Origin of the sequence: Tistrella mobilis KA081020-065 (genome assembly GCF_000264455.2) — a bacterium.
Taxonomy (GTDB): Bacteria; Pseudomonadota; Alphaproteobacteria; order Tistrellales; family Tistrellaceae; genus Tistrella; species Tistrella mobilis.
On sequence record NC_017958.1, the window covers coordinates 882,276 to 900,794 of the forward strand.

General features: G+C 67.7%; 17 protein-coding genes. 8 read left to right on the plus strand and 9 right to left on the minus strand.

The features are described 5' to 3' along the window. The first annotated feature begins 66 nt into the window (after positions 1-66). From TMO_RS27510 to TMO_RS27520, 3 genes are all read left to right on the plus strand, one after another. Positions 67-3,735, plus strand: coding sequence for a vitamin B12-dependent ribonucleotide reductase (locus tag TMO_RS27510; RefSeq protein WP_014748340.1), 3,669 nt, complete (start codon positions 67-69; stop codon positions 3,733-3,735). Between the two features lie 124 nt (positions 3,736-3,859). Then, positions 3,860-4,090 (plus strand): hypothetical protein, encoded by a 231-nt coding sequence (locus tag TMO_RS27515; protein WP_014748341.1) that lies wholly within the window; start codon positions 3,860-3,862, stop codon positions 4,088-4,090. After that, positions 4,087-4,788 (plus strand): nucleotidyl transferase AbiEii/AbiGii toxin family protein, encoded by a 702-nt coding sequence (locus TMO_RS27520; RefSeq protein WP_014748342.1) that lies wholly within the window; start codon positions 4,087-4,089, stop codon positions 4,786-4,788. Before TMO_RS27515 ends, TMO_RS27520 begins: the two co-directional genes overlap by 4 nt. A 5-nt stretch (positions 4,789-4,793) precedes the next feature. Here TMO_RS27520 and TMO_RS27525 read toward each other — a convergent pair whose 3' ends face one another. From TMO_RS27525 to TMO_RS31455, 6 genes are all read right to left on the minus strand, one after another. Continuing rightward, positions 4,794-5,855: an OmpA family protein gene (locus tag TMO_RS27525; RefSeq protein WP_014748343.1), complete on the minus strand. Its 1,062-nt coding sequence runs from the start codon at positions 5,853-5,855 to the stop codon at positions 4,794-4,796. Beyond that, positions 5,852-6,982: a hypothetical protein gene (locus TMO_RS27530; RefSeq protein ID WP_014748344.1), complete on the minus strand. Its 1,131-nt coding sequence runs from the start codon at positions 6,980-6,982 to the stop codon at positions 5,852-5,854. The genes TMO_RS27525 and TMO_RS27530 overlap by 4 nt, the downstream gene beginning before the upstream one ends. After that, the gene (locus TMO_RS27535; RefSeq protein ID WP_014748345.1) at positions 6,983-7,807 is read right to left on the minus strand and encodes a hypothetical protein; all 825 of its coding nucleotides are present in this window, start codon (positions 7,805-7,807) and stop codon (positions 6,983-6,985) included. After that, entirely contained in the window at positions 7,791-9,233 is a 1,443-nt protein-coding gene (locus tag TMO_RS27540) for a hypothetical protein (protein ID WP_014748346.1), read from the minus strand. Before TMO_RS27540 ends, TMO_RS27535 begins: the two co-directional genes overlap by 17 nt. Positions 9,234-9,376: 143 nt before the next feature. Next, a complete protein-coding gene (locus tag TMO_RS27545; RefSeq protein ID WP_014748347.1) occupies positions 9,377-9,796 on the minus strand; it encodes a DUF2000 domain-containing protein in 420 nt (139 codons plus the stop codon). Between the two features lie 123 nt (positions 9,797-9,919). Then, positions 9,920-10,171 (minus strand): hypothetical protein, encoded by a 252-nt coding sequence (locus TMO_RS31455; RefSeq protein ID WP_145978478.1) that lies wholly within the window; start codon positions 10,169-10,171, stop codon positions 9,920-9,922. Positions 10,172-10,443: 272 nt separating this feature from the next. On the opposite strand from TMO_RS31455, the gene TMO_RS27550 reads away from it, so the two are divergent. The 4 genes from TMO_RS27550 to TMO_RS27565 are packed head-to-tail and all read left to right on the plus strand — an operon-like array spanning position 10,444 to position 13,835. After that, entirely contained in the window at positions 10,444-11,250 is an 807-nt protein-coding gene (locus TMO_RS27550; RefSeq protein ID WP_014748348.1) for an ABC transporter ATP-binding protein, read from the plus strand. Between the two features lie 19 nt (positions 11,251-11,269). Next, complete coding sequence (locus TMO_RS27555) at positions 11,270-11,989, plus strand: ABC transporter ATP-binding protein (RefSeq protein ID WP_014748349.1); 720 nt, start codon at positions 11,270-11,272, stop codon at positions 11,987-11,989. After that, positions 11,986-12,849 carry a branched-chain amino acid ABC transporter permease gene (locus tag TMO_RS27560; protein ID WP_014748350.1) on the plus strand — a complete coding sequence of 288 codons (864 nt, stop codon included), beginning with the start codon at positions 11,986-11,988 and terminating at the stop codon, positions 12,847-12,849. The genes TMO_RS27555 and TMO_RS27560 overlap by 4 nt, the downstream gene beginning before the upstream one ends. Before the next feature lie 2 nt (positions 12,850-12,851). Then, positions 12,852-13,835, plus strand: coding sequence for a branched-chain amino acid ABC transporter permease (locus TMO_RS27565; RefSeq protein ID WP_041607663.1), 984 nt, complete (start codon positions 12,852-12,854; stop codon positions 13,833-13,835). A gap of 40 nt (positions 13,836-13,875) precedes the next feature. On the opposite strand, the gene TMO_RS27570 is transcribed toward TMO_RS27565, so the two are convergent. The 3 genes from TMO_RS27570 to TMO_RS27580 all read right to left on the minus strand — a co-directional run bounded on the left by TMO_RS27570 (position 13,876) and on the right by TMO_RS27580 (position 16,970). Next, the gene (locus tag TMO_RS27570; RefSeq protein WP_014748352.1) at positions 13,876-15,045 is read right to left on the minus strand and encodes an MFS transporter; all 1,170 of its coding nucleotides are present in this window, start codon (positions 15,043-15,045) and stop codon (positions 13,876-13,878) included. 135 nt (positions 15,046-15,180) lie between these two features. Then, positions 15,181-16,050 (minus strand): LysR family transcriptional regulator, encoded by an 870-nt coding sequence (locus TMO_RS27575; protein ID WP_014748353.1) that lies wholly within the window; start codon positions 16,048-16,050, stop codon positions 15,181-15,183. After that, a complete protein-coding gene (locus TMO_RS27580) occupies positions 16,029-16,970 on the minus strand; it encodes a LysR family transcriptional regulator (protein WP_014748354.1) in 942 nt (313 codons plus the stop codon). Before TMO_RS27580 ends, TMO_RS27575 begins: the two co-directional genes overlap by 22 nt. A gap of 136 nt (positions 16,971-17,106) precedes the next feature. On the opposite strand from TMO_RS27580, the gene TMO_RS27585 reads away from it, so the two are divergent. Then, positions 17,107-18,513, plus strand: a complete 1,407-nt coding sequence (locus tag TMO_RS27585) for an SLC13 family permease (RefSeq protein WP_014748355.1) — start codon at positions 17,107-17,109, stop codon at positions 18,511-18,513. Positions 18,514-18,519 lie beyond the last annotated feature (6 nt).

Consider the following 18,519-nt stretch of genomic DNA (forward strand, 5'->3'; position numbering starts at 1 on the left):
ATTTTCCGTTGAATCCCACGCGAGCGGGCCTCAAGCCGCCCGCCAGCATGATGGAGGCAGGATACGATGCGGATCGCCCGCAAGCTCACCGTCGATGGCCGCTCCCCTTACCAGGGGATCGAGATGCGGACCGCCACCAGCGAAATCCGCAACCCCGACGGCTCGGTCGTCTTCAAGCTCGAGAATATCGAGGTGCCCGCCTCGTGGTCGCAGGTCGCCTGCGACATCATCGCGCAGAAGTACTTCCGCAAGCGCGGCGTTCCCGCCGTCACCCGGCGCGTGCCCGAAGAGGGCGTGCCCGAGTTCCTGTGGCGTTCGGAACCCGACGAGGCGGCGCTGGCCGCCCTGCCCGAGGGTGAGCGCTATACCGGCGAGCGCACCGCCGCCCAGGTCTTCGACCGTATGGCCGGGACCTGGGCCTATTGGGGCTGGAAGGGCGGCTATTTCGACAGCGAAGCCGATGCCGCCGCCTATCGCGACGAGATGTGCCGGATGCTGGCCGACCAGATGGCAGCACCCAACTCGCCGCAGTGGTTCAACACCGGCCTGCACTGGGCCTATGGCATCGACGGCCCGGCCCAGGGCCATTATTACGTCGACCACGTCACCGGCGAGCTGACCCGCTCGGCCACGGCCTATGAACACCCGCAGCCCCATGCCTGCTTCATCCAGTCGGTCTCGGACGATCTGGTGAACGAGGGCGGCATCATGGACCTTTGGGTCCGCGAGGCGCGGCTGTTCAAATACGGCTCGGGCACCGGCACCAATTTCTCGTCGGTGCGTGGCGAGGGCGAGCCGCTGTCGGGCGGCGGCCGCTCGTCGGGCCTGATGAGCTTCCTGAAGATCGGCGACCGCGCCGCCGGCGCTATCAAGTCGGGCGGCACCACCCGCCGGGCCGCGAAGATGGTGGTGGTCGATGTCGACCATCCCGATATCGAAGCCTATATCAACTGGAAGGTGATCGAAGAGCAGAAGGTGGCGGCGCTCGTCACCGGCTCCAAGCTCGCCAACAAGCATCTGAACGCGGTGATCAAGGCCGCCTCGGATCTGAAGGTGGCCGAGGACGACCGCTTCGACCCGCGCCGCAACCCGGCGCTGAAGGCCGCGGTCAAGGCCGCCCGGGCGGCGCTGATCCCCGAGAATTACGTTCAGCGCGTCATCCAGTTCGCGCGCCAGGGTTATACCGAACTCCATATCCCGGTGTTCAACACCGACTGGGATTCGGAAGCCTATCTGACCGTTTCGGGCCAGAACTCGAACAATTCGGTGCGCGTCACCGATGCCTTCCTGAATGCGGTGCTGGCCGATGGCGAGTGGACGCTGACCCGCCGTACCGACGGCAAGTCGGTGCGCACCATCCGCGCCAAGGATCTGTGGGAGCAGATCGGCAACGCCGCCTGGGCGAGCGCCGATCCCGGCATCCAGTTCGACACCACGATCAACGACTGGCACACCTGCCCCGCCCACGGCCGGATCAACGCGTCCAACCCGTGCTCGGAATACATGTTCCTCGACGACACGGCCTGCAACCTGGCGTCGCTGAACCTGATGACCTTCCGGCGCGAGGACGGCTCCTTCGACATCGAGACCTACGAGCATGCGGTCCGGCTGTGGACCGTGACGCTGGAAATCTCGGTGCTGATGGCGCAGTACCCCTCGGCGACCATCGCTCAGCTGTCCTATGATTTCCGCACCCTCGGCCTCGGCTATGCCAATCTGGGCGGCCTGCTGATGGCCTCGGGCCTTGCCTATGACAGCCACGAGGGCCGCGCCCTGTCCGGTGCGCTGACCGCGATCATGACCGGTGTCGCCTATGCGACCTCGGCCGAGATGGCGAAGGAACTCGGCACCTTTCCGAAATACGCGCCCAATGCCGAGGCGATGCTGCGGGTGATCCGCAACCATCGCCGCGCCGCCCATGGGGCGAGCGAGGGCTATGAGCAGCTGTCGGTGGCCCCGGTGGCGCTGGACCATGCCAACCTGCCCGATCCGCGCCTGGGCGATGCCGCCCGCCGCGCCTGGGACCAGGCGCTGGAACTGGGCGAGGCCCATGGTTTCCGCAACGCCCAGTCGACCGTGATCGCCCCCACCGGCACGATCGGTCTGGTGATGGATTGCGACACCACCGGCATCGAGCCCGATTTCGCGCTGGTGAAGTTCAAGAAACTGGCCGGCGGCGGCTACTTCAAGATCATCAACCGCACCGTGCCCGAAGCGCTGGCGAAGCTCGGCTATGAAGAGCCGCGGATCCGCGCGATCATCGACTATGCGGTCGGCCGCGGCACGCTGGCCGGCTCGCCCGCCATCGGCCATGACGCGCTGCGGGCCCGCGGCTTCGACGATGCCGCGATCGAGCGGCTGGAGAAGTCGCTGGGCCAGGCCTTCGAACTGAAATTCGCCTTCAACAAGTGGACGCTGGGCGCCGAGTTCTGCCGCGACGCGCTGGGCTTCACCGATGCCCAGCTCGACGACCCGGCTTTCGACATGCTCCAGGGCCTGGGCTTCTCGAAGGACGAGATCGAGGCCGCGAACATCTGGGTCTGCGGCGCGATGACGCTGGAAGGCGCGCCGGGGCTGGAAGCCCGGCACCTGCCGGTCTTCGACTGCGCCAACCCCTGCGGCCGCAAGGGCACCCGCTACCTGTCGGCCGAAGCCCATATCCGCATGATGGCGGCGGCGCAGCCCTTCATCTCGGGCGCGATCAGCAAGACCATCAACATGCCGAATGCGGCCACGGTTGAAGACTGCAAGGCGGCCTACATGCTGTCCTGGCGCCTGGGCCTCAAGGCCAATGCGCTCTATCGCGACGGCTCCAAGCTCTCGCAGCCGCTGAACGCCATGATCCTGGACGACGATGTCGAGGACGTGGAAGAGGCGGTGGCCGAGTTCGCAGCCAGGCCCGCCGCCGAACAGGCGCGCGTGGTGGCCGAGCGGATCGTCACCCAGTATATCAGCGAGCGCCAGCGCCTGCCCCATCGCCGCAAGGGCTATACCCAGAAGGCGGTGGTCGGCGGCCACAAGCTCTATCTGCGCACCGGCGAATACGAAGACGGCAAGCTGGGCGAAATCTTCATCGACATGCACAAGGAAGGCGCCGCCTTCCGCAGCCTGATGAACGCCTTCGCCATCGCCATCTCGATCGGCCTGCAGTACGGCGTGCCGCTGGACGAGTATGTCGACGCCTATGTCTTCAGCCGGTTCGAGCCCTCGGGCATGGTCGAAGGCAATGACGCGATCAAGATGGCGACCTCGGTGCTCGACTACGTGTTCCGGGAACTCGCGATCTCGTATCTGGGCCGCACCGATCTCGCCCATGTTCAGCCGGTCCAGGCCGCCGACCTGCTGCCCGACAGCGTGGGCCGCGGCGTGCGCGAGGGCACCCGCGAAGATGGTCAGGGCGGCACGCCCGTCCCGGCGCCGGCGGTTGCCGCGGCCATGGGGCTCGCCAGCGCCGGCTTCGTGCGCAGCAATCTCTACGTGCTCCGCGGCGGCGCCGGCGGCAACACCGCCACTGCCTATGCCGAGCCCCACGACCATGCCCATGCGCATGAAGACCTGTCGCCGACCGCCATCGGCCGTGCCGAAGTGGTCGACGAGCGCCTGGAGGCGATCCGCATCGCCCGCCAGAAGGGCTTCGAGGGCGACCCCTGCGGCGAATGCGGCAACATGACCCTGGTCCGCAACGGCACCTGCCTGAAATGCGTCACCTGCGGCTCGACCAGCGGCTGCTCGTGACCGGCCGGGCGGCCCGCCCGCCCCTGCCTGCATCCCGATGACCACCCGACGCCGCCCCGGTTCCGACCGGGGCGGCGTTCGGTTTTGGTGGCAGCGGCGGCCCGCCATGCCTAGAGTCAGGGCCATGGCCCACGACATCGCCCCACCCGCCCTCATCGTCCCGGCCGAGTATCCCGAACTCCGGCTGCTCGCCTGGAACCGCGATCCGGCACGACCACTGCCGGAAGCGGAAGTTTTTGCGCTCTACGAAGCCAATTGGCGCCATGTCGACCAGGACCGCCTGACGCCCCGCGAACGGGCGCTGATCGACCGCCTGACCCGGCGCTGGGGGGCCGGGCGGATGCTGGTCCGATGACCGGCTATCGTCGCCCCGAACATCAGGCCGTCGCCGTTTTGCTCGATCGGCTGGACGCGGCGGTTCTGGATGCGGGCGCCTGCCGCTTCGGCGGCGGCACCGCGATCGTGCTGGCGCTTGGGGAATACCGGGTTTCGGCCGATGTCGACTTTCTCTGCGCCAGCACGGAAGGGTATCGCTTCCTCCATCAGCGCATCTTCGACGGCGGATTCGGAAGCCTGTTCAGAGCCCCCGTCACCCTGCCTCGCGGCCACCGCGCCGATCAGTACGGCCTGCGTGCCCTGATCGAGATCGACGGCCGGCCGGTGAAGTTCGAAATCGTCCGCGAAGCCCGCATCGACCTGGATCCGCCAGATGCCCGGCTGTGCGGCTGTCCGGTGCTGACAACAGCCGACCAGTACGCCGAAAAACTGCTCGCCAATGCCGACCGCGAGGCAGACAAAGCCGTCGCCTGGTGGGATGCGATCGATCTCGGCATGCTGATCCAGCATCTGGGCCCTGTCCCGGATGCAGCGGTCACAAAGGCCGTCGGCGCCTACGGCCCCTCGGTCCTGGCCGCCCTCTCACGGGTTCACGAGACGCTCGACCTTCCGGACAACCGCCGCCACGCCTGCGACCGCCTGGGCATGACCGGGGAGGATCTGGACAGGGCCGTCGATGCGCTCGGCGCCGACATCCGGCGGCTGACGGGCGGCTGATCCGTTCACCCCGCCTGCGGCGAGCGGCGGACCCGGATCTCGATCCGGCGGCGTTCCTTCACGTCGCCCGATTGCGAGCCATCGGCGAGCACATCGCCGGGCATGATCGTCTGCGCGCCTGAATAGGGCAGGATGCGCAGTTCCGAGAGCCGGGGATCCGCCCGCAGGATGCGGGCGACCGCGGCCGCACGGGCCATGCCCAGCCCGGCATTGTCCCCTGGACGAAGCCGGCCGGCACCTTCGCTACCACGCAGAACCGGCAGCAGGCTGCGATCCAGATTTGACTGGCGGCCGCCCATGCCCTGCTCGTCGGTATGGCCGATCACCTCGATCACATCGGTGCCGTAACGGCCCGAAATCTGCACCAGCTGCTCGACCACAGCCGTGGACAGAAGCGTCCGGAACTCCGGCGAAATCTCGGCACTGCCGATCCCGAAGGAATAGCCGTCTGCTTCGCTCAGGCTGATGATCGGCGGCCAGTCATGTGCCCCGCGCCCGAGCAGACGGTCGAGCATACCGGGCGCCGCATCGGTCTTCGGGGCAGTCTCCGCCGTGCGGGCTCCGGCTGCAAGCCGCGCAATCTCGTCGGGCGTCATCCCGACCAGATCCTGTTCCGCGCGGGCAGCGTCGAGCGCCCGGGCCTCGTCGATCAGGCGGGCCAGCTCTTCAGGCGTGATACCGGCTCGGACATAAGGGGCGAGGTCGCGCCAATAAGGGGCGATTTCCTGCACCTCCGGCACGGTCATGCCGGTCTCCGCCAGCTGGCGGGCGGTTGCCGCGCCAATAGACAGCTCGCGCCAGTCCTCGGGCACATCCGGGCGCGCCTCCAGCATCCGGGCCATCACCGATCCCTCGGCATCGAGTTCTGCGACCTTGAGCCGCGCCTCGGCAAGCTCCGCCTGAATGCGCGAAATGGTGCGGGCGTCGCGGGTGAAGATCACGGCGGAGATCAGCGCCAGACAGAAAACCAGCAACAGCATCAGCTCTGCCATGGTCAGGCCAAGCACGATGCCGCGACGATAGGAGGCGGCAGAACGCCGCATGCCGCCATCCGGTGCGTCGCTCATCCGCCCTGCCCCACGGGTCGCGCGTCATCCGCCGTCTGGAAGGTTTCTGCCGATGCCACAGGCACCGCCTGCACGTGATCGCGGGCGGCAAGCGCGGCAAGCGCCTCGGCGATCCGGCGGTTGCCGGCCTCGGCGCGCTCCATTGCCTCGGCGAGCCGGCGCAGCCCGTCCCGGGTCTCGCCCAGAACCTCATCTCCGGCGGCCTCCCGCGCCCGGGCTGCTCGTTCCACCTCCCCGATCGCCCGGATCAGCGCCTCGGTGTTCCCGTGCGACGCCCGCTCGAAACCTGCGGCAGCCCCGGCCAGCGCATCGACGGTCGGCTGAAGCTGGATCCGGATCAGCTGTTCCGGCGTCTGCATCGCGCGCAGCCGCTCGGCCGTCTCACCCAGGCTGCTGGTCACCCGGCCGGCGCTGGCGGCCAGCCCGTCGGTGTCCTCGGCCAGACGGCGGGTGACGTCGCCGAGCGAGGCGGACACCCGGGTGGTAAGTCCGTCGAGCGTGGCACTCGACGATTGCGATACCGCCTCGATCGGCTGCACCGCCTTCTGCACGGCGGTCTCGACCTCGGCAAGCAGCCGTTCCGACACCGTGCGGGTGGTATTCAGAATCTCCTCGAAGCCTTCTCCCATCACCTGTTCAGTGGCACGGCGGAAATGGGAGAGTTCGAGCACCGTCCGGTCCAGCTCGCGCCGCAGCTTCCGGGCAGCGTCGGCAAGTTCGATGCGGGCGGTATGCTCGACTTCGATGGGATCGACCCGCATCTGATTGAACATCACCCGGAGCGCCACCCCGGTAATGGTCGAGGCAATCGCGATGCCGAAATTGCGCACGATCTCGTCGGCCGCACCATCGGCGCTGAACTGGTAGAGCGAGGCCCCCAGGCTGACCAGGGTGTAGAGAAAGCCCATATAGTAAAGATTGTCGCCGTTCTGGTCAGCGCGCAGCCGGAGCCTGCGGAAGCCGAGCAGGGCCGCTGCATAGCAGAGCATCAGGACCACCGGCACGCCCGTGACCACCCCGGCAGGCAGGCCCATCAGCTTCGCCGCCATGATGAAGCCGGCGCCCGCGATCACGAATGCAAAGAACACGATCGGCCCAAAGGCCGTGTCGAGACGCGTGCCGGACATTCAGCCAGCCCCCTGCAGCTTATGGACCGGGCCAGGCCGGCCCAGGTTGTCAACGATCCACTGACCCCAGAAGCGGACATGTTCCACCGATCTGAACCTCGATGTCGCACGCTCGATATAGAACAGCGTCACCGAGGCGTCCTTGAGATCGGTGTGGTACTGCCTGTATGCAGGGGATGCCCTGAAGGTGTCGTAGCGCAGATCCCCCCGGAACTGCGAATAGAGCGGTGTGTTCTCAACCATGTCGGACACGATCACCAGGGACTTAGGCAAATCGGCTACGGCCTGGCCCGCAAAGCTGTCGACCGCGATGCCCTGGATGGCCGACATGATCGGCGAGACATCGGCGGTATGCGGCGCCAATCCGGTTCCCAGCGCCTCGGCAAGCGGCCGTTCAAAGGCCGTGATCCAGCGCTTGCGAGCCAGTGCCGGATTGGCGGTCCATTCGTCGAGATCACTGCCATCGCCCGGATTGCAGCGGCTGAACAGCGACCGCGAACCGCCGTTTTCGGGTGTCATCACCCTCAGATCGATGCGCTCGTTCACCGCGGCACGGGTCGCGATATCGGTGAGCAGGGTCTTCACTTCGCGCCGCCCGATCTCAGGCAGCGGGTCGGAACTGTCGATCAGGATCACGGTGATGCCGGCAAGCCGTCCGTCGGCCGGACACAGGCTCTCAGGGTCGCGCTTCGTCGGACGTTCGGCGCCGAACCACAGCCAGCCGCCGGCCCCGAGGATGACGAGGATCGCCACCACCGCAAGAACGAGGCCGATGACGGTGCCGGTCTCGCCGCGGCCGCCGCGCCGCCTACGCCGCCTTGCCATCCCCCGCCTCCGGAATCAGGGTGTCGAGCTGTCGATAACGTTCGACCGTGTCGGCGAAAGCGCGGTTGATGTCGACGATCGCGGCTTCCAGCGTCTGCTGGGCGATCCGGATCTGCTCGTTCAGCAGGTCGCGATCTCCCTCGTCCCGCCGGGGGATGGCGGCAGGAATGCGCGTCAGGGTGAAGCCCCGGACGAAACGTTCCGGCGACGGCGTGCTCCGCGCCGATTGGTTGGCGGCGTGGTAGATCCGAAGCAGCGCGGTGCCGGCAGCCTCCAGATTGACCTGCGCCTGTTCGAACAGCAGCTGGAGACGCTGGCGGTTGGAGATGATCGTGTCGTAGTCCTTGCGCCGTTCCGAGAGGTCGCGGCTCACCTCCCCCAGCTTTTCGCCATAGTCGCGGCGGATGTCGTCGAGCGTGTCGATCAGCGCGGTCTTGCGGGCCATATAGGCATCATGGGCGGCATTCAGCCGCGCCTGCACGCCGGCATAGCCCGGATAGGGGTCGCGGAACTGCCAGCCATCGGCGAAGGCAAGGGCCGAGAACAGCAGACCGATGCCGAACAGGATCCAGGACTGGATGTCGGCCATGACGAAGGGCGCCGTGCCAAGCCGGCGCATCACCTCCTGCCCGGCCCCTTCGGCGACGAGTTCGGCAGCCTCGCGGTAATGAGCGAGCGCCAGATTGATCGCCACGGCCAGCACCAGATAGATCAGCAGCGAGACGACGCCCACGGCCTTCACCGCCCCGTTGCGGTGGGCGAGGCAGGAGACGCCCCAGAATGCCAGGAAGAAGGCCACGCCGATATTGAGCGCCGCAAAGAAGAAGGCCTGCGATGCGCCGCCCAGCAGACCAGCCTGGTTGCCGACCGCCAGAAAGCTGCCATTGGCGATGGTCTCGACCAGCAGCAGCAGCGCGATCACCGCAACGGACAGCCCGCGCCGGAGCGGCGTGTGCAGCCGGGCTGCACGGTCGATGCCATGACGGGCACGGAAGGCGTTGCGTTCCGCCTCGGCCTCCAGCACCCGGCGGCGCAGCCCATGCAGCTCGTCCATGCCCTTCGCCGCCTCGGCCCGAAATTCGGACAGACATTCAGGCGCCGCAAGCCGGATCTCGTTGAACCGTTCCTCGAAGGCGAGCCCGGCCAGGCGCTCCGAATAGGTATGGACCTGTTCCTCGAAGGTCTCGAAAGCACGGCCGTTCTGGGCGGCAACCTGCTCGGCAATACGGGCCTCGACATCGTCCGGGACCAGGCTGTCAGCGGGCGGCTCCTCACGCGCGCCACGCGCACGGCCCTCGGCCTCAAGCCGGAGGTCGGTCGCCACCCGGGTGGCGTCGAGTTCGGTGAACACCTGCAACGAGGCACGGTTCAGATGGACCGGGCGATGCAGGCTCCCGGTCAGACGGCTCAACGCCGATTTCAGCATGATGGACGGACCGTCCCGCTATTCGTCCGGCCATCAGCCCGTCGGCCGATCCGACGGACACGATTCGCCCGGAACGTGTGTTCTGCATCGAATTATATGCAGAAACGCCAGGGTCCGGACAACCGGCTGTCGGCAGAGGTCGCTCAACGCAACAGCTTGAGACTGCCGGTCAGCGATCGGACCCATTTGCCGGGGCCGACGAGGCCGACGCCGTCGATCGACTCGGTGCCGAGGTCGCGGTCGGGGAAGGCGGCGACGTAGTCAGCGAAGACGTGCAGGCTGCGGGCGAAGGCCGGGAACGGGACGACCACCGCCTCTTCCGGGGCCGGCAGGGCTTTCAGCAGCAGGCCGCGGATCACCTCCGCCGGTGCCTGAAGGACGGGGACCGGCAGGTTGGTGATCGTGGCCGTGCGGCGACCGGCCGCATCGGTCAGGGCGACGGCGCCGAGGGCCGGCCGGGCAGACCCCAGGCCGATGGCGATGCCGGCGATGGTGTTGGCAAGCAGGCCGGCCGGCAGGGCCGGGTCGATGACGATGGCGATGCGTGTGTCGGCGGCAGTCATCCGGGGATCCCTTCGCATGAGGACGGGATCGGGCCTCCGCCCGCTCCCGGTCGCGAAGTCTGGGCGGCCGCCGCGGGAATGTGCTGTCTATCCACCCGCCGGCAGAGGGCGCGTGGGGCAGGATCATTCCAGCCCCGTGCAAATCAAGGCAGAAGCTTGCGCACCACCGGGAGTGGTGACGGCCCATACGATCGCAATCACGCCCGAGATAATGGTATACCAGTTCGGAATCAAATCGCCCGGATCCAGGATGTCGCCATGCACAATATTTCTTGTGCAGCGCAATATCGTTGCGATCCGGCGGTCGGTATCAGATCCGAAGGGTTCTTCCGGAAATAATCGGGATCGCGCACCGGTTCGGGGATCGCGAAACATGCGGCCCAAACCTCGGAATCGACACCGTTCGCTCTGGTAGGGTTTCACGGTTGCCAGCGCGCGACGGTTTGGTTACTTAGGTCCGGAGCCTTCAGGGGAGGCCCGCGGAGGGGCTGCGGTGCTGGGGGAGAATTGATGCACCGCACGTGCTTCCGAACACGTTACGGCTGGACGCGCGAAACCACAGCGCGCAGCATTCCATCAGGGCAACCGCCGTCCGGCCGTCCGGCCCCCGCGGGACGATCGGTGCGGCATGCGGCCAACTTCGACATATGGAAGCGATGTCGGCCTTGATTTCCGTACAGAACATCGTGAAGCGCTTCGGCGGGCTCACAGCCGTCGACGACTGCTCGCTGGACGTGCCGAAAGGTTCCATCACCGGCCTGATCGGGCCCAATGGTGCCGGCAAGAGCACGCTCTTCAACATCATCGCCGGCGCCCTGTCGCCCTCCAGCGGCAAGGTGCTGCTGGAAGGGCGCGACGTGACCGGGCTCAAACCCCACCAGCTGTTCCGGCAGGGGCTGGTGCGCACCTTCCAGATTCCGCACGAACTCGGTCGGATGACCGTGCTCGAAAATCTGATGATGGTGCCGCCCGGCCAGGCGGGTGAGAACCTGATCTCGGCCTGGCTGTCCTGGGGACGGGTTCAGCGCGAGGATGCGCAGATCCGCCGCAAGGCGATGGAGGTGCTCGACATCCTCGAGATCACCCATGTCGCGGGCGAGCTGGCCGGCAACCTCTCGGGCGGGCAGAAGAAACTGCTGGAACTCGGCCGGACCATGATGGTCGACAACTGCCGGGTGATCCTGCTCGACGAGCCGGCAGCGGGCGTGAACCGCACGCTGCTGGTCAAGCTGGCCGATGTGATCCGCCGGCTGAACCGCGAGCGCGGCATGACCTTCTGCATCATCGAGCACGACATGGACCTCGTGACCGAGCTGTGCGACCCGGTCATCGTCATGGCCCAGGGCACCGTGCTGACCCGGGGCACCATGGCCGAGATCCGCGCGAACCAGACGGTGCTCGACGCCTATCTGGGCTCCGCCGGCGATCCGGAAGCTTTCCGCCGCAAGGCGTGACGCAGCGAACGAGGAACAGATGAGCCTGCTCGAAGTCGAGGGCGTCCGCGGCGGCTATGGCGAAGTGGACATCCTGAACGGCGTCAACATGCGCGTCGAGGACGGCGAAATCGTCGTCATCATCGGCCCCAACGGCGCCGGCAAGTCGACGGCCATGAAGGCGGTTTTCGGCCTGGTGAAGATCCGCCAGGGCCATGTCCGCTTTCAGGGACACGACATCACCAATCTGCGGCCCGACCGCATCGTCCATCACGGCATGTGCTACGTGCCGCAGGAAAACAACGTCTTCCCGACGCTCACCGTCCAGGAAAACCTGGAGATGGGGGCCTTCATCCGGCGCGACGACTATCGCCCGACCATGGAGCGCATCTACGATCTCTTCCCGGTGATGCGCGAGAAGCGCAAACAACCCGCCGGCTCGCTCTCGGGCGGCCAGCGCCAGATGGTGGCGATGGGCCGGGCGCTGATGCTGGAACCCAAGCTGCTGCTGCTGGACGAGCCGACCGCCGGCCTTGCGCCCGCAATCATCGACCAGATGTTCCAGAACATCATCAAGATCAATGAACTGGGCGTCGGCATCCTGATGGTGGAGCAGAACGCCAAACAGGCGCTGGCCATGTCGCATCGCGGCTATGTGCTGGTCCAGGGCCGCGACCGCTTCACCGATACCGGCGCGGCACTGCTCGACAATCGTGAGGTGGCCGAGATGTTCCTGGGCGGCGGAGGCCACGCGGAATGACCGATCTCCTTCAGCTCACCATTTACGGCATCGTGCTGGGCAGCATCTTCGCGCTGGGTGCCGTGGGCCTGTCGCTGGTCTATGCGATCCTGCGCTTCCCGCATTTCGCCCATGGCGACTTCATGACGCTGGGTGCCTATATCTCGCTCGCCATCGTCACCACCTTCGGCGTGCCGCCGATCATCGCCCTGCCCTTCGGCGCCGCCGGTGCGGTGCTGTTCGCCATTGCCGTCGACCAGACCATCTATCGCCGCCTGCGCAAGACCCAGCCGGTCATCCTGCTGATCTCGTCGGTCGGCACCGCGCTGATCCTGCGTGCCCTGCTGCAGATGATCTTCGGCTCGGAAACCCAGGTCTACCAGTCGGGCATCCAGATGCCGGTCCGCTTCGGCGACCTTCGGGTCAAGCCGGCGCATTTCATGATCGTCGGCGTTGCAGCGGGGCTGGTGCTGGCGCTGCACCTGTTCCTGCAGAAAACCCGGGTCGGCAAGGCCATGCGCGCGATGAGCGACAATCGCGACCTGGCCCAGGTGACCGGCATCTCGGTCGACCGGATCGTGATCTGGACCTGGGCGATCGGCATCGCACTTGCCGCCACCGCCGGCGTGCTGCTGGGCATGGACACCCGCCTGCACCCGACCATGGGCTGGAACATCCTGCTGCCGGTCTTCGCGGCCGCCATCCTGGGCGGCATCGGCAGCCCCTATGGCGCCATCGCCGGCGGGCTGGTGATCGGCATCGTCCAGGAATGGTCGACCATGGTGATCTCGCCCGCCTATAAGCCGGCGGTCGCCTTCGCGATCATGGTGGTCATGCTGCTGGTCCGCCCGACCGGCCTGTTCGCGGGGAGGAAGGTGTGATGATGGGTATGGGTGGTCTTGAAACCTATGCGGTCTTCTTTCTCACCTCGGTCGGCATCTATGCCATCGTCTGCCTGGCGCTGAACGTGCAGTGGGGCCTGTCGGGCCAGTTCAATTTCGGCATCGTCGCCTTCTATGCCCTTGGCGCCTATACCTCGGCGATCCTGACCGGACCCGACAGCGGCGGCAGCTATCTGGGCGGCTTCGGCCTGCCGCTGCCGATCGGGCTGATCGGCGGCATGATCGTCGCCGGCCTGCTGGGCCTGGCGATCGGGCTGATCTGCCTGAACCTGCGCGCCGACTATCTGGCGATCGCCACCATCGGCATCGCCGAAATCGTCCGCCTGTTCCTGAAGAACGAGGCCTGGCTGACCAACGGCGTGCGCGGCATTCCCGGCATTCCGCGGCCCTTCTTCGACAGCGGCTATTTCGAACTCGCCTATCTGGCGATGGTGCTGGTGCTGGTGGTGCTGGTCTATCTGGCGATCGAGCGCGCCCGCAAATCGCCGTGGGGCCGCGTGCTCCGCGCGATCCGCGAGAACGAGGACACGGCAGCGGCGGCCGGCAAGGACGTGGTCGGCTTCCGCATCCAGGCCTTCGTCTTCGGTGCGGCGATCATGGGGCTTGCCGGCGGGCTCTACGCCCATTTCATCGGCTTCATCAGTTCCGAAGCCTTCATGCCCGAGGTCGGCACCTTCCTGATCTGGGTGATGCTGATCGCCGGCGGCAGCGGCAACAACAAGGGCGCCATCCTGGGCGCGCTGGTGATCTGGGTCATCTGGTCGGGCAGCGAGTTCATCATCAGCCAGGTTCTGCCGGCCAGCCTGACGACCCAGGCAGGTGCACTGCGCCTGCTGCTGATCGGCGTGCTGCTGCAGGTGATCCTGCTCACCCGGCCGGCCGGCCTGTTGTCGGAAGAACGGCTCTACCGCACAGGGCGCACCGCCCAGGCCGACCCCAAGGCCCATCGCCGCGAGGTCCGCTGACCAGAACCAACCTGCGATCGCCCCCGGTTGCGTTTGAAGGTCAGCGCATCGCGGCGGGAAAGCCGTGGCGGCGCGCACCGGCCAGAATGGCGGCTGCGGGCAGCAGCAGCACCAGGGCCACCGGGCCCAGGAGGTCCGGCCCCCGAAGGTCGAGCAGCAGGCCACCGATCAGCCCGCCCCCGGCAATGGCAAGGTTCCAGCCGGTGACCAGCATGGATTGGGCGATATCGGCGGCAGGGCCGGCCGCGCGGGCGAGTGCGGTCTGAAACAGGGTTGCAGCCCCGCCGAAGGCAAGACCCCAGAGGCCGATGGCTGCCACGATCACCGCAGCGTCACTGCCAGCCGCCAGCAGAATGGCCGAGAGCACGAACCCCCAGAGACTGAGCTGCATTGCCCGGCGGAGATGCCGGTCGACCACCAGCCCGGTTGCCCAGATGCCGAGGATGGCAGCCAGGCCGAAGACCGCCAGCACCAGATCGACCCGCGCGCCCAGCCCGACAAGCGCCAGCAGAGGTGCGATGTATGTGTAAAGCAGGTTGTGGGCGAGGACATAGAGCATCATCACGGCCAGCACGCCCGCCACCCCCGGCAGGGCCAGAACCCGGGACGCCGGCACCCGCCGGCCGGCCGGCTCGCCGGGGAAATCGGGGAGGCCCAGCCGGATCCAGACCATCAGCAGCGCGGCCCCCAGGCTCATCAGCGCAAAACTCGCCCGCCAGCCGATGATGCCCCCCAGGAAAGTGCCGGCCGGCACCCCCAGCGACAGGGCGAGTGGTGTGCCGGCCATGGCGATGGCGATCGCCCGGCCGCGCAGCGCATCCGGCGCCATGCGTGCGGCATAGCCGGCAAGCAGCGCCCAGAGCACCCCGGCCGCGATCCCGGCGGCAAAGCGTGCGACGAGCGTGAGGATGAAGCTGCCGGAGATGGCCGTGATGCCGTTGGCCAGAACGAAGCCTGCGACCGAAACCAACAGAAGCGGCCGCCGGCGCAGGCCGCGGGTCGCCAGGGTGACGGGCACCGCGGCCAGCAGCGATCCGGCGGCATAGACCGTGACCATCTGCCCGGCCAGGGCCTCGGGAATGTCGAAAACGGCGGCAATGCCCGGCAGCAGCCCGGCCGGCAATGCCTCGGTCAGCACGGTGATGAAACTCGCAAGCGCGAGGGCGAGCAGGCCACCGAGCGGCAGCCCGGCTGGGGATGATGTCGTCATGTCGGACCCTGCGGAAAGATGTCGGAGGAGGTGCGGCCGCCCGGCCGTGTCTGGTACCGGCTTCCAATAGGCATCAGCACCACCCCGGAATAAACCGGCCGATATGCCGGACTTTCCGGACAGTTCTGTCCGCAATCAGGTCTTCAGATGATCATGCAGCAGGTCGACGAAGGCCCGAACCCTGGGCGAGGCCTGACGGCTGGCCGGCCAGACCGCCTGTATCACCCCGTCATGCACCGCCTTGTCCGGCAGCACCTGAACCAGGCGGCCCGCCGCCAGATCGGCGGCGACGGTGAAATCCGGCAGGCAGGTGATGCCGCGCCCGGCCAGGACCAGATGCAGCAGGGCCTCCACCGTGGTTGCGACCACGCTTTCGGGCAGCGGCACGGTTTCGGGCACCGGCCAGGGCTCCAGCCGGCCGGTCTGGGCGAAGCGGTGATGCAGGCAGAGATGATCCGCCAGATCATCCGGCCCTGCGGGCATGCCGTTGCGGGCCAGATAATCCGGGGCCGCCACCAGGATCAGACGGAAGCGGCCGATCAACCGGCTCTTCAGCCGGGAATCCGCCAGCGGTCCGGTTCGGATGGCGACGTCGAAACCTTCTTCGACCAGATCGACCAGCCGGTCTGAGAAGTCGAGATGCAGCTCGATCCCGGGATGGGCGGCATTGAACGCGGCCAGCGCCGGCAGCAGCAGGTGATGCACCAGTGGCAGCGCGACGCGCAGCCGGCCACGCGGGGTGGTCGCCCGCCGCTCAAGCTCCAGTTCCACCGCCTCGATCTCGCTCAGGATCCGCCGGCAGCGCTCCAGGAACAGCAGCCCCTCGTCGGTGAGGCTGAGACTGCGGGTGGTGCGGCGGAACAGGGTGACACCCAGCCGCTCTTCCAGCCGGGCGATGCCCTTGCCCACCGCCGAGGCGGAAATGCCGAGCCGGCGCGAGGCGGCAACGAAGCTGCCCGCTTCCGCGACCTGCAGGAACAGGGTCAATCTGCCGAGCCCGTCCATTCCCCCTCCCCCCGCTGTCGCGGATCCATGGCCGGCATCTGCCCGGTCAGGGCCGGCTGACGGGCGGCAAGGGCCGCCGCCAGATGATCCATCAGCACCCGCACCCTGGGCGTGTCGCGCAGATCGGGATGGGTCAGGATCCAGAGGTCAAAGCCCAGCCCGTTGAGCGTGCGCAACCGCACCAGCCCCGGATCGGCATCGCAGAGATAGCAGGCGAAGAGCCCGAGACCGATGCCGGCCCTGACCGCCTGGATCAGCATGCCGGTATGGTCGGTGCGCAGCACGACCTGGCTGTCGGGAATATTGGCCGCCACCCAGCGTGCCTGGGGCAGATCCGCCCGCCCTTGGGCATAGGTCACCCAGGGGGCCTCGGCAAGCGTGGCCTCCGGTGGCAGCGGCAGGCGATCGCGGGCCCCATAGATGCCGTGGACCAGGGTGGCGATCCGCCGGCCGATCAGACTGTCGGGCGGGTTGCGGCTGATCCGGATCGCGATATCGGTCTCGTGCCTGGCAAGGCTGACGGTTTCATGGGAAATGGCAATCTCGGTGCGGATGCCGGGGTGCAGCCCCCGGAACGCCGCCAGCGCCTCGGCCAGCCAGGGCGCCAGTGCGCCGAGTGTCGCGATCCGCACCGTGCCGGTCAGCCGCTGATCACGGCCCGACAGCCGCCGTTCCAGCGCCACCAGCCGGGTTTCGACCTCCGACGCCTCCTCAAGCAGCTCGCGGCCGGCGGCGGTGAGCGCATAGCCGCCCGGCCCGCGATCGAACAGCCTGAGCCCGAGCCGCGCCTCGAACCCCGCCATCCGCCGCAGCACCGTCGAATGGCGCACACCCAGGGCCCGGCCGGCCCCCGTCAGGCTGCCGGCGCGGGCGACGGCCAGAAACAGCCTCAGATCGTCCCAGTCCATGCCTGCCGCCATCCTGCCCGCCTCCGGAAGGTCCAGTCTCCATCTGTGCATTTACGCACAGGGCAGGTCAAGTTTCAGCGGCTTGCGCGATGGTGTCGAAGGGCAAATTCTCCAGACGTTCCCCGCCGCTCCGGAGACCCGTCCGCCCATGTCCGCCGCCACTGCCCGCCCGCCGCTCGTCACCGCCCTCATCGCCGGCCTGCTGCTGATCGTGAGCGCAGCCATCCGCCTGCTGCCAGAGGCGGGGATGGCACCGGGCGGTCTGTCGCCCGCGGCGGCACCTGCGGCGACCCTGGTGGTGATGACCCTCGGCCTCTGGGCAACCGGGCTGCTGCCGGAATCGGTGACCGCACTCGGCTTCTTCACCATCGCCATGCTCACCGGGCTGGCGCCGCCGGAGGTGATCTTTTCAGGGCTCACCTCATCGGCCTTCTGGCTGATTTTCTCAGGGCTGGTGATCGGGGTGGCCGTCCGCCACAGCGGGCTGGGGGCCTGGATCGCCGGCCATCTGGCCCGACGGGTCGGGACCAGCTACCGGGGCGCGCTGCTGGGGGCGCTCGCCTTCGGCCTGGTCATGGCCTTCCTGATGCCTTCGGCCATGGGGCGGATCGTGCTGATCCTGCCGATCCTGGCGGCGCTGGGGGAACATCTGGGGCATCAGCCGGGTGACCGCCGGCATGCGGGCATGATGCTGGCGGGGGTGATCGGCACCTTCCTGCCGTCGTTCACCATCCTGCCCGCCAATGTGCCGAACAACATCATGGTCGGCATCCTGGAAGCGGCAGGTGCGCCCGTGCCCAGCTTCTCCACCTATCTGATGACCAATTTCCCGGTGCTGGGGCTGCTGAAGACGCTGGTCCTGGCCGGCGTGCTGCTGGCCCTCTACGGCCGCGGCCGGCAGAAGCCGGTGACGCGCCCCGACCGCCCGGCACCGATGACCCGCGACCAGCGCCGGCTGGCCCTGGTGCTGCTGGTGGCGCTGGGCTTCTGGATGACCGACGCGCTGCACCACATCTCGCCCGCCTGGGTCAGCATGACGGTGGCGGTGATCTGCCTGATCCCGCGCTTCGCCTTCCTGCCGCCCCGGGCCCTGCAGACGCTCAACATGGAGCCGATCTTCTATGCCGGCGGCGTCATCGGGCTCGGTGCGCTGATCGTGCATGCAGGGCTCGGCGACTGGCTGGCCGCCGTGCTGCTCGATGCAGTGGGGCTGCAACCGGGAGATGCCGTCGGCAACTTCCTGCGCACCGGCGGGCTGGCGACGGTGGTGGCACTGGCCACCACCCTGCCCGGCGTGCCCGCCATCCTGACACCGCTCACCGGCGACCTCGCCGCCGCCACCGGCCTTTCCACCCCCGCCGTCCTGGCGGCGCAGGTGATGGGCTTCTCGACCGTCATCCTGCCCTATCAGGCCCCGCCGCTGATGATGGCGATCCTGATCGGCGGGCTGCCGATCCGCGATGTGGCGAAGCTCTGCCTGCTGACCGCGATCGTCACCATTCTGGTGCTCTGGCCGTTGCAGGTGCTGTGGCTGCGGGTGATCGGGGTGATCTGACCGGCG